Annotated in this window: 12 protein-coding genes; 11 read left to right on the top strand and 1 reads right to left on the bottom strand. The window is 38.3% G+C overall.

Translation table 11 applies throughout. From position 1 onward, the window contains the following. The first annotated feature begins 50 nt into the window (after positions 1 to 50). The 4 genes from VB711_RS25555 to VB711_RS25540 all read left to right on the top strand — a co-directional run bounded on the left by VB711_RS25555 (position 51) and on the right by VB711_RS25540 (position 3,389). Positions 51 to 704 (top strand): hypothetical protein, encoded by a 654-nt coding sequence (locus VB711_RS25555; protein WP_323289244.1) that lies wholly within the window; start codon positions 51 to 53, stop codon positions 702 to 704. Between the two features lie 168 nt (positions 705 to 872). Continuing rightward, positions 873 to 1,868, top strand: a complete 996-nt coding sequence (ilvC, locus tag VB711_RS25550) for a ketol-acid reductoisomerase (RefSeq protein ID WP_323289243.1) — start codon at positions 873 to 875, stop codon at positions 1,866 to 1,868. Between the two features lie 168 nt (positions 1,869 to 2,036). Next, on the top strand, positions 2,037 to 2,843 hold the full coding sequence (locus VB711_RS25545) for an EndoU domain-containing protein (RefSeq protein WP_323289242.1): 807 nt from the start codon (positions 2,037 to 2,039) through the stop codon (positions 2,841 to 2,843). Positions 2,844 to 2,915: 72 nt separating this feature from the next. Then, on the top strand, positions 2,916 to 3,389 hold the full coding sequence (locus VB711_RS25540) for a hypothetical protein (protein WP_323289241.1): 474 nt from the start codon (positions 2,916 to 2,918) through the stop codon (positions 3,387 to 3,389). Between the two features lie 415 nt (positions 3,390 to 3,804). On the opposite strand, the gene VB711_RS25535 is transcribed toward VB711_RS25540, so the two are convergent. Next, on the bottom strand, positions 3,805 to 5,202 hold the full coding sequence (locus VB711_RS25535) for an amidohydrolase (protein ID WP_323289240.1): 1,398 nt from the start codon (positions 5,200 to 5,202) through the stop codon (positions 3,805 to 3,807). 82 nt (positions 5,203 to 5,284) lie between these two features. Here VB711_RS25535 and VB711_RS25530 point away from each other — a divergent pair, with 82 nt between their 5' ends. From VB711_RS25530 to VB711_RS25500, 7 genes are all read left to right on the top strand, one after another. Further along, positions 5,285 to 6,058, top strand: coding sequence for an isochorismatase family cysteine hydrolase (locus VB711_RS25530; RefSeq protein WP_323289239.1), 774 nt, complete (start codon positions 5,285 to 5,287; stop codon positions 6,056 to 6,058). A 165-nt stretch (positions 6,059 to 6,223) separates the two neighbouring features. Next, positions 6,224 to 6,691, top strand: a complete 468-nt coding sequence (locus tag VB711_RS25525; protein WP_323289238.1) for a cupin domain-containing protein — start codon at positions 6,224 to 6,226, stop codon at positions 6,689 to 6,691. A gap of 84 nt (positions 6,692 to 6,775) precedes the next feature. Then, on the top strand, positions 6,776 to 6,922 hold the full coding sequence (locus VB711_RS25520) for a hypothetical protein (RefSeq protein ID WP_416233623.1): 147 nt from the start codon (positions 6,776 to 6,778) through the stop codon (positions 6,920 to 6,922). Between the two features lie 302 nt (positions 6,923 to 7,224). Further along, a complete protein-coding gene (locus VB711_RS25515; protein ID WP_323289237.1) occupies positions 7,225 to 7,959 on the top strand; it encodes a hypothetical protein in 735 nt (244 codons plus the stop codon). A gap of 39 nt (positions 7,960 to 7,998) precedes the next feature. Further along, positions 7,999 to 9,282 (top strand): aspartate aminotransferase family protein, encoded by a 1,284-nt coding sequence (locus tag VB711_RS25510; RefSeq protein ID WP_323289236.1) that lies wholly within the window; start codon positions 7,999 to 8,001, stop codon positions 9,280 to 9,282. Positions 9,283 to 9,633: 351 nt separating this feature from the next. After that, complete coding sequence (locus tag VB711_RS25505; protein WP_323289235.1) at positions 9,634 to 10,689, top strand: YwqG family protein; 1,056 nt, start codon at positions 9,634 to 9,636, stop codon at positions 10,687 to 10,689. A gap of 23 nt (positions 10,690 to 10,712) precedes the next feature. After that, the gene (locus VB711_RS25500; RefSeq protein ID WP_323289234.1) at positions 10,713 to 11,795 is read left to right on the top strand and encodes a pentapeptide repeat-containing protein; all 1,083 of its coding nucleotides are present in this window, start codon (positions 10,713 to 10,715) and stop codon (positions 11,793 to 11,795) included. The last annotated feature ends 395 nt before the right edge of the window (positions 11,796 to 12,190 follow it).

The following is a 12,190-nucleotide window of genomic DNA, read 5'->3' as shown; positions in this document are numbered from 1 at the left end:
ACTTTTTTCTTTAATATTTTATACTAATTTTTCTCTCTTGTCCTCAATTTATGCCCTTGCTGAGTATAGAATCCAAATTCAATTTTATCTTTGTCTGTTTACCTACATCTCATCCAACTCTTTATGAATGGTTGGCTTTTTTAGAGGCTAATGAAGAAGTCAAAACCTATCAACAGCGACATTGGAATGGGTGCTACTTTGAAATTCGCCACTATCGTTATCTCAATCAAGTGCCTCTACGTGACCAACAACCTGCCCTACTGGTCAATTGGTGTGAAGTTAGGATTTATCGTGAATCTGATAGTCTACTTCTTTATCACAATAGCTGGATTACTAACCATTACCTCGCTCCCCAACGAGTGATTTTGGTCTGTGCTGCTGGACGTAGCCGTTGGCGAACTGAAAATGAGAATCATAATGTTCTCAAAACTCGCGGTTATCATTTAGAACATAATTTTGGACATGGTAGCCAACATTTGGCTTCTTTTCTTTTGACTCTTAATGTTCTAGCTTTCTTATTTCATACTATTTTGCATCTAGTTGATGAACGCTATCAACGCGTTCGGTTTCAAAGAGGTACTCGTAAGGGCTTTTTTCAGGATGTTATTTGTCTGACTAAGTATCTGTTGTTTGACAACTGGTATCATCTGTTAAACTTTATGCTCGATGATTCTGTCCCTATTCCTTTAGTTAATTCTTCTTGATTTTGCATTGGGATATCATGAGCAATACCGTTTTTCTCTGTATCTCCTATTACTTTTTGAATTTGGAATTACTGGTAAGTCCTGAAGGAAAAGGAAGAATTACCAATTTGCGGTAAAATTGAAAGTCTGCCAATTTTTTCACTATACTTGCGGACAGGAGATGCTTCTATGGCGCGGATGTACTATGATGAAGATGCCAATTTAGACCTTTTAGCGGGAAAAACTATTGCTATTATTGGCTATGGTTCTCAAGGTCATGCCCATGCGCTAAATTTAAAAGACAGTGGGTTGAATGTAATTGTAGGGCTATATCCAGGTAGTAAGTCAACAGCAAAGGCCGAAGGGGCTGGGTTAACTGTCAAAAATGTGGCTGATGCTGCTAAAGCTGCTGACTTGATCATGATTTTGTTACCTGATGAAGTCCAAAAAACTATTTACAAAAACGAAATTGAACCAAATTTAGAAGCTGGAAATGTGTTAGCTTTTGCTCACGGTTTCAATATTCATTTTGGACAGGTTGTACCACCGGCAGATGTGGATGTGGTAATGGTAGCACCCAAAGGTCCTGGGCATTTAGTCAGACGGACTTATGAACAAGGACAAGGTGTACCTGCTTTATTTGCGGTATATCAAGATGCAACTGGACAAGCACGCGATCGCGCTATGGCTTATGCTAGAGGTATTGGTGGAACTCGTGCCGGTGTGCTAGAAACTTCCTTCCGTGAAGAAACAGAAACCGATTTGTTTGGTGAACAAGCTGTATTGTGCGGTGGTTTGAGTGCTTTAATTAAAGCTGGATTTGAAACTTTAGTGGAAGCAGGTTATCAACCAGAATTAGCTTATTTTGAATGTCTGCACGAAGTCAAATTAATTGTTGATTTGGTGGTTGAAGGTGGTTTAGCTAAAATGCGTGATAGCATTTCTAATACTGCTGAATATGGTGATTATACCCGTGGTCCCAGAATTGTCACGGACGCAACTAAAGCGGAAATGAAAAAGATTCTCAGCGAAATTCAATCTGGACAATTTGCGCGAGAATTTGTTCTGGAAAACCAAGCTGGTAAACCCGGATTTACTTCTATGCGTCGTCAAGAAGCTGAACATCCCATTGAGGAAGTTGGTAAAGATTTACGCGCTATGTTTAGCTGGTTGAAAAAAGCTTAAAGTTTAGAGACGTTCCATGGAACGTCTCTAGGAAAGATTAGGACTTACACAACTGGCACATTGGGATGGTGCGTCAGATATCAACAATCTGTTTATTTGCAGGATTTATACAGTCTGACGCACCCTACATCAGATTTTTAGATTTGAAAATCAGAAAAAATCATCTATATGCAAACCAATTTTATGAAGTTAAAAATATTTGCTATTTTATTGCTCAGTTTACCATATTCTCAGCAGGTACAGGCACAACAAAATAATCAACTATTACCCTTTTTTGATAACTTAAATAATCCTGGTTCTGTGCGTTTTCCTAAAGGACGGGTAGTGGATATAACTCCCCCAGCACCGCAGTTAAATTCTTTTGACCAAGCTGTACTGCAAACCTGCGGTTCTATGGGAACAAGAGTCACTACTAATAAATTTAAACAGTTGTTATCTTCTCATCCCAATGTTTTAGATAAAATTCAGAAAGCTAGTGGTGGTGAATTAAGTTCAGGACGCAATAGCAAAACCGAATTTCTTGAAGATTTGAGCAATATTTGGTTTAAACGTCGGGGATTTGAACACATTTTTTGTGGTGAAATAAAAGGGAATAATGGTATTGGTGGGTTACATTTTCACGGTCGATATTTGCAGTTACAAAATCAGGGAATTGCAGGAAGATTAGCTAATAATCAACAGAGGGAAGAAGTAATTCCAGGCGTTATTTATACTATGGGTGTGGTGATTAAGCAGGGAAACCGGACAATCAAACAGCCTATTAAAGGCTATAGTTATGTTAGTAATGCGGAGGAAATACTATTAGCGGGAACTAAGGCTTTTAAACGCCAAGGAAATCAAGAGGGAGCGTGTATTTATAGTTTAAAAGACCAGGAAACAGGCAAAATTATCCCCTCTGTTTTTGTGAGAAAAGAAAGAGCGATCGTTACTTTTTACCCTGATGCTACTCCCAAGGGAACAAGATGTAAAGATTAATCTATTTGTGGCAATAACTTAAAGATTGTGTTATGTAAAAGAATATCTGTATATAAAATCAGAAGGTTATCTTTGTTAACAACATTTACAGAACATTTAGATTTTTCTCAGACTGAGATAGAATCTTTGTTGCAACAACCCCTTGATGCAGTGCTTAATTCACCTGAATTAAAACAAGAATTAGGAAGTTTAGATATTAAGCTGCTGAGAGAAACTTTACCAACCGCAGGTGCAGTATTAGCGGAACATTTACCGCCTTTTTATGATTGGCTAAAAAACGAATTAGGCGTTAAGCGCGTTCCTGACAGTCCAGATCATACAACAAAATGGGTAGTTGATTTTCTACATAATCAAGAAAGTTTAAATCATTTAGTGGAGCTACATCGTCCAGTTCCCCGTCCAGCTTTAGAGGCTGCAATTCCCCGCTTAGTTGGACTATTTGATGGTGTTGAAGATAGCAAAGTCCGACAAGAATGGCAAAAGGCTGTTAGCGCACTTTGTTTAGTTTTAGCTGTGGATGCAAGTGAACAAGCGCGAGTAAGTTGACAAAGAAGGTAGGAGGGAAGAAGTATCAATTAAAACTTCAGTTCTGGGTCTAAAGCCCAGTTTAAAAGAGGGATTGTATCTCCTTCCTCCCAACAATTCTCATTTTGGAAAAAATAGAGTATGGGACTTAGGCATTATACAAAATGCAGATGATAGGTATGAACGAAATTGCCTAGTTTCAGGCTTTGGGAATCGTATATTAGTGCGGTGCGTCAGATAGAGAAAATCTGTTAGATGCTCAATTATCGGGTCTGATGAACCCTACAAGAGATTAATAGATTCTGTCAATGCGTAACTCCTAGAGTCTTAACCTCGATTATAGGATTCAACCTTTAATCTTGATTCTGATGATAACGCACTGGAAAAAAGAGCCGCACCTAAATAAAATCCTATACTAGGAACTAATTTACTCAACTCATAAACCCATCACTGTCCGATAAGAGGATTCAATTTGAGCTACAGTTGGAGATTTACGGGAGGTTTCCCATTCACTGCGGTCAAATAATTCTTGTCGCAATTGATCAAGATTGATCGTTGTAAAGTTCCCATTAGCAATAACTTGTTTACCATTCACCCAAGCACTATCTACAACATTGCTAGGACGACCTAAAACTAATAAACCAATGGGATCAGTCCGGGGAAGTAACGATAAATTATTTAAGTCGTAAAGCACTAAATCAGCTTGTTTCCCCATCGTTAAAGAACCCAATTGATCCCCTATATTTAATCCTTTCGCACCTCCTAAAGATGCCATAATTACAGATTCTTGGGGTGTAATCCAATGTTGATAATCGGTATCTGTGATATTATGTAAAATAGAACCAATTTTGATGGCTTCTAATAAATCTTGGGAATCATTACTTGATGCACCATCACAACCAAAACTAACATTAACCCCCGCTTGACGATATTTTAAAATCGGGGCAATACCACTACCTAAACGTAAATTACTTAAAGGATTGTGAACTACTGTAGATTGAGTTTCTGCTAAAATAGCAATATCAGCATCAGTTAACCAAACACAATGGGCTAAACTGGTCAGATGACTTAAATAACCAAGTCTATGCAAATGTTCAACAGCCGTACAACCATACTTTTCTTGAGCAAGTTTTTTCTGGGCTTTAGTTTCTAATAAATGGGAATGACGACAAAGATGATAGCGATCGCTCAACTCAATACAGCCAGTAAATAAAGCATCAGAACATAATTGAATCCCCGTTGGTGCAACTAAAATATTTACACCTTCCTCTGGTCGATGAAACTCTTGAACTGCTGCTTCAATAATTTCTAATGTTTGTAAAGTTGAACGAAAATAAGGTTCATGATTTATTTTTGATTCCCCCGACGGTATCCCCGCAGTCAAAGATTGATCTTGAATTAAAGGCGCGATAAAAGCCCGAATCCCCACTTCCCGATAAGCGCGAACGGCTGTAGCAATGGTTTCTAATTCTTGCCCAGGAATCAAAACTAAATGATCTACTACACTTGTTCCCCCAGAAAGTAAAGTTTCTACGGCTGTTCCCAAAGCACTCAAATAAACTTTCTCGGTATCTAAAGGCGCGAAATCATACAATTCCGCCAACCATAATTCTAAAGGTAACATTGACATAATCCCCCGTTGCCACATTTCTGAGGAGTGGGTGTGGGCGTTGACAAATCCCGGTAACAGCAGTTTATTTTGTCCATCAACTACCATACCAATTACATCTAAATTCGGGGAAATAGCGGCGATTTTACCGTTTATAACCTGCACATCTGTAGTTATGTAACGATCTGCAACAGCAATTAAAGCTTTTTGAATAGTAAAGTTCATGATTTTAACCTTGATTAAGCAAACGAACGTTTAGGGGAATTTCGCGCTACAAAGTAAACAATAACCTTGGGTGATCGAAATTATGAATTTGCCTGTGCGGACATTAGGAGTACAACCAAATGCGTGGAAAGTAAATCAAGCGATCGCTGATATTTCCCGTCCTCAAAAGACCCCACAACCCGCTATCTTATCAACAGAAACGAAAATTCTGCATTTAGATTTAGCCAAAGCTGCGATAATCGTCATTGATATGCAAAACGATTTCTGTCACCCTGACGGTTGGTTAGCGCATATTGGTGTAGATGTCACCCCAGCCCGTCAACCCATTGCACCTTTGCAAAAATTATTACCAGAATTGCGGACTGCTGATGTACCTGTAATTTGGCTAAATTGGGGAAATCGTCCCGACTTACTGAATATTAGTGCCGCTTTGTTACACGTTTATAATCCAACAGGGGAAGGAGTGGGTTTGGGCGATCGCTTACCGAGTAATGGTGCAAAGGTACTCATGGCAGGAAGTTGGGCGGCGGCTGTAGTAGACGAACTACAACAACTACCCGATGATATTTGCATCAATAAATATCGTATGAGTGGGTTTTGGGATACCCCTTTAGATAGTATTTTACGGAATCTCGGAAAGACTACATTATTTTTTACAGGCGTTAACGCTGACCAATGTGTTTTAACAACCCTATGTGATGCCAACTTTTTAGGATATGACTGCATTTTAGTCAAAGATTGCACCGCCACAACTTCACCCGAATATTGTTGGCTGGCAACATTATATAACATCAATCAGTGTTTCGGTTTCGTCACAGATTCAACAGCAATTTTTACAGCATTAAACGAGAACTAAGGAGGCAGGGGGCAGGGGGAAAAGAGAGGAATAATTTATCACCAATTACCAATCACCAATCACCAATCACCAATCACCAATCACCAATCACCAATCACCAATTACCAATTACCAATCACCAATCACCAATCACCAATTACCAATTACCAATCACCAATTAAAAATATGCAAGCTACTCGTTGTGTAATTCCCGTAGTTAAATCTCCCCAAGATTACCAAGCATATCGCATTAGTCCTTTAAGTTCTAATCGCTTGGCAATTATTTTTGATTCAAATAGTGCCAATGCTTCATTAACTTCTTGTGTAGAAATCTTTGACGTAGGTGGACAAACTCCCCCAAATCGTCATCAATGGGCATTAGAAATGTTTTTCGTTCTCAAAGGAGAAGGAATTGCAATATGTGACGGTAAAAGTGTGTCGATTAAACCTGGAGATAGCCTATTAGTACCGCCTACAGGCACACATTTAATTAAAAACACAGGTTCTACTCGTCTTTACACTCTGACAATCATGGTTCCCAATGAAGATTTTTCAGAATTAATTCGCAGTGGTATTCCTGTAGAATTAGATGCAGAAGATTTAGCAGTTTTAGGAAGATTCGATACCAAGTTTATGCGAGACTGCCCAAAATGAATCAATTGAACTATCTGTGTTTACCTGCGTACCCTTCTGGAAGCAAGCTACAGTTATTCTTAATATCTAAAGGAATAAAAATTCATGGTAACAACACCAGTTCGTCATCTAACATTAGAAGGATTTTTGCAATTACGAGAAACTAACCCGATAAGCAAATATATCAACGGAAAAATTATTCAAAAACCGATTCCACAGGGTAAACATATACTCAGCAAGGGGATAAGTTGAGGATAAAAAGACACCCTATCTCTTCCTTGATTTTTTCACTTCTTTTTGCCAACTCTTCTTGATTGTAAAAACCTACACCTCTCAGATCCCCAACCCAACCATCCCCTTGGTAAGGGGAGGGTGCGCGACAGCGCGGGTGAGGTGTGTTTGATGAGCTTGGGAATTGCTATAAATAAATTGCTGCTGATAGTGGTATATTATCAAGTGGGGAATAATTAAAATTTAATTATCCTTCAACAAAAACATAGTGGAACAAAAAATATTTTTATACTTCTTAGATACTAGAAAATATTAGGTATCAGATGTTAAGCCAAAGATTTCAGACTTTACCAAGTATTTTATTATTAGCGATCGCTCCGTTAATTAGTAGCAGCATTCCTGCTTTTGGTCAATCAGGTATTCCCCCTTGTCAACCTCCGAGTCCTGGGGAGTATCTTTTATTGGTAGTCAGTCCTACGGTGAATAATCAACAACAGTTGCGTAAAGCATTACCACCAGAGATTAAGACAGTTTCCTGTAAATATCTCAAGGACAAAACAGTAATGCGGATTGGCGGATTTAAAACTATTGATGATGCTAATCGCTGGGCAAGATATCTTAATAATATTGTTGGATTGCCTACTATCATTACCACACGACCCAAAACACCCACGGCAGCTACAACACCCAAAAAACCGACAACAACACCTAAAACACCCGTAGCAGCTACAACACCCAAAAAACCAGCAACACCCAAAACACCCGTAGCAGCTACAACACCCCAAGCCATCACCTATAACCCGAAAATTTTAGGAGATGGTTATGCAGTGCTGGTAGATTATTTCAACCGTCCAGAATTGGTGAATAATGTACAGAAAGCCGTGGGAGGTAATGTGGGTTTTGTTTCTTATGGACAACGCCCTTACTTATTAGCCGTTTATACTACCAACCAAAGAGAAGCCTACAACACATTAAAAAAACTGAATGAGGGTGGTTTTTTTGCCCTTTTAGCAGATGGTAGAAAAGTGATGTTGCTGCGTTCGGTTGTGAAATTGTAGCTAAACCAGTATGATAAAAGATTTTCAGGAGGAGCGGTAGTGAGCGTCCAAACTCTCTTTGAACAAGCCACAAACCCCCCAGAATCAAATTCTGTGTCATCTACGCCATATAATAGCGATCGCTTTAATGAAGCGGTCATGTCTACCTATAGTCGATTTCCCCTGGCCTTAGAAAGGGGGGCTGGATGCAGGGTTTGGGATACCCAGGGACGGGAATATTTAGACTTTGTGGCAGGAATTGCTACTTGTACGTTAGGACACGCCCACCCAGCGATGGTAGAAGCGGTAACACGCCAAATCCAAAAGCTGCATCATGTTTCTAATTTGTACTACATTCCTGAACAGGGAGAATTAGCCCAATGGATTGTGGATCATTCCTGTGCAGATCGAGTATTTTTCTGCAACTCAGGCGCGGAGGCTAACGAAGCAGCAATTAAGCTGGCGCGGAAATATGCCCACACTGTCCTGGAAATTGCCCACCCGATCATTTTAACTGCCCATGCTAGTTTTCACGGTCGGACTTTAGCTACCGTTACCGCAACTGGACAACCAAAGTATCAAAAGCACTTTGATCCATTAGTTCCTGGTTTCCACTATGTAAATTACAACGATATTAGGGCAGTGGAAGCGGCGGTTACTGAGTTAGATGAAGGTAATTATCGTGTAGGGGCAATTTTAATTGAACCATTGCAAGGGGAAGGTGGAGTTCGTCCTGGGGATATTGCCTATTTCCAGCGATTACGGGAGATTTGCAACGAAACCGGCATTTTATTGATTTTCGATGAAGTGCAGGTTGGCATGGGACGCAGTGGTAAATTATGGGGATATGAACATCTTGGTGTAGAACCGGATATCTTCACCAGTGCCAAAGGACTCGGTGGCGGTATCCCCATTGGTGCAATGATGAGTAAGAAATTCTGCGATATTTTCCAACCAGGAGAACACGCCAGTACCTTTGGGGGAAATCCCTTTGTCTGCGGTGTGGCGTTGAGTGTGTGTCAAACCTTAGAAAAAGAGAATATTTTAGAGAATGTAGTTGAACAGGGCGCGCATTTACGAGAGGGATTGAGAGCGATCGCGCTAAAATATCCTCAGCATATCTCAGAAGTGCGCGGTTGGGGTTTAATCAATGGATTGGAACTCAAAGCCGATATTCCCTTAACTGCGGCTGAAGTTGTTAAAGCTGCTATGGAAGAAGGTTTATTACTTGTTCCCGCAGGACCCAAAGTCGTCCGTTTTGTACCGCCTTTGATTGTCACACAAGCAGAAATTAATCAAGCATTGCAAGCTGTAGAAAAGGCATTAGCTAAACTTACAGCATAATTGATAATAATTCGTAATTCGTAATTTTAGGATTATCAATTACGAATTTTTTATCTTGATAAATTTAAACATATCAATTTGCAAGAAATTAGGAGTTACCCATTGACAGAATCTATTATGAATTTTATCTCTTGTAGGGTGCGTCAGAGCCGATAATTGAGCATCTAACAGACTTTCTCTATCTGACGCACCGCACTAATATAAGATTCCAAAAGCCTGAAACTAGGCTATTTCGTTTATACATATCATCTGCATTTTGTAAAGTTCCTGGAATAATACTTACTACAAATAAAAGAAAGAATTTTCAAAGATTACCAATATCATTCATTATCATATCTAAGGTTAACTATCATGAAATGCAATAAAATATTTAGATTAAGTTCACTCAGAACTTCTATTCATTTAGACGGTTGCAATGTTACACATTATCAAGAACTTCATGAATTTTCTTCTGAGGTAGAAGCAGAAGCTTTTTTTAATCAAAGTATTCAAGAATTACTCACACATGGTTGGTATGATATCGAATCTATTCCAGTAGAAGAAAATAACAAAGATTTTACTCCAGATGAATTGTATGGGATGTTCTTAGAATTAAAAAATCAAGTAGATGAATTTGCAAATACAATTATCAAACCTTCTATAGAAATTACTCCCTATTCAACAACAGAAACGACTTTATGGCAAAGTAAATTTGGTGGTTTCCCTTACCTTCCCAAAAATACGACCTATCCTGAAGCCCCAGACGGTACTCCCCTTCATCTTTTAGCACAAATCAACTTTTCAGAAACTCCTAATTTAGAAGATTTGCCAGAAAAAGGTATTCTTCAGTTTTATATTGAAGCCACAGGTCAAACAGCCTTTGGAATTGAAGAATATCCCCAATTAAAACAAACTACTTTTCGAGTTGTTTACTTTCCTGAACCAGATTTGAATATTGATAATCTCCTAGATAATTTTGATTTTTTGCCTCCAGGAATAGGTTTGCCATTAGTAGACTGTTTAGCCTTGAATTTCGCTATTAAATCAACTCCGATGAGTGCATCAGATTATCGGTTTAGAACCTTGGTTAAAAGCCATTTTCCCATCTTTCAACAAAGTGATCTAACTAAAGCAAAGGAAAATTCTTTAGAAGAACTTGTAGATGATTTTGTAAATGAGTATGAAGAAAAATATGAAGAATTACTAGCAGGACATCGTTTAGGAGGATATCCCGCATTTGTCCAAAATGATGATCGTGCAGATTTGCAAGAAGAGGAAGGTTACGATTTTCTGTTATTGCAAATGGACTCAGATGATAATTACTCGATTATGTGGGGAGATGCAGGAATTGGTAACTTTTTTATTCAACCTTCTGCACTTAAACAGTTGGATTTTTCTAAAGTTTTGTACACTTATGCTTGTTGTTGAAATTTGAGGAGAACAATTTATTTATGTCTGATAATAATACAGAAAGTTTCAAGAATTTGTTAATAATTCTGGGGATTATTTTTTTTATCATCTTGATTGCTATTGTCTTGATATTTTCTTTTTCGGATTTTGCGTTTTTATATCCTAAAGGTTTAAAAATAGAGCAGAGATTACAGTATGGTATTCCAGCCGTAACAACTACAGGAACAATTTTTGCTGGAATAGCAGTTTTTTTTAATGCTTACCAAGCGTCAAGAAGCGCGAATGCTGCTAATGAAAATGCTAAAGCTGCAAATAAAAATGCACAAGCAGCAGAAGATAAACAAATTACAGAACGCTTTTCTAAAGCAATTGAATTGCTTGGTAATCAACAGATTGAAGTAAAATTAGGTGGAATTTATGCCCTAGAACAAATTGCTAAAGATTCGCCGGAAAAATACCATTGGACAATTATGGAAGTCCTCACAGCTTTTGTGCGAGAAAATGCACCTTTAAAGAAAGAAGAGGAAGCAGAGAAAGAGGAAATACCAAAACTTCGGATAGATATTCAAGCAGCCCTTACCGTTATAGGACGACGTAATTGTGAAAATGAGCAGGAAAATCAAAGGCTTGATTTAAGCAAGATTGATATCAGGGGAGCAAATCTTTATAAAGCTAACCTAGAAGGAGCAAACTTCACTTTATCTAATTTGCAAGGAGTGAGCTTATTTGAAGCTGATTTGCAAAAGGCATTACTTTTTGGAATTAAACTGCAAAATGCATATCTCAATAATGCTAATTTCCAAGATGTAGATATTGCTAAAGCCAACTTACAAGAAGCAGACCTCTCAAATGCTAATCTACAAGGAGCAGACCTCAATAAAGCCAATTTGCAAGATGTAGTTCTTTATAGAGCTAATCTACAAGGAGCAAACCTCAATAAAGCCAATCTACAAGATGCATTCCTTGGGGAAGCTAATCTGCAAGAAGCAAACTTTAATCAAGCAAACTTAAAAGGTGCCAACCTCGAAAGATCCAAAAACATACAGAACCAGCAGATTATATTGGCAAATGGCGATGAATATACTATCCTGCCTGATTTTATTAATAAACCTATGAATTGGTAATAGTCAGAAAAATAAGACATTTTTGGTCATTATCAAATAGTCATAGAACCAAAAATCATTTACCAAAAATTAAATTTGCAGTTTTAATAGTGGGATCTAAATTATACTCTTGTTTCTCTCTTCTTCTGCGCCTCTGCGTCTCTGCGTGAGATAAAAAAGATGTAATTAATTTATCTAAAAATTTCTGTAAACAGACCTTATTAACCATCACTAACAATATAAAATAACCGTACCATCTACCAAATAACAAATGACCAAAAAACGCGAAAGAGCCGACCAAGACAGCCCATGGAAAGAAATATTAGAAGCATACTTTCCCCAAGCAATGCAATTTTTCTTCCCACGAACAGCCGCATTAATTGACTGGGAACGTCCCCACGAATTTCTAGATAGGG

Origin of the sequence: Cronbergia sp. UHCC 0137 (assembly GCF_034932285.1) — a bacterium.
In the GTDB taxonomy this organism is placed as follows: Bacteria; Cyanobacteriota; Cyanobacteriia; order Cyanobacteriales; family Nostocaceae; genus Cronbergia.
This window is presented reverse-complemented; position numbering and strand designations above follow the sequence as displayed.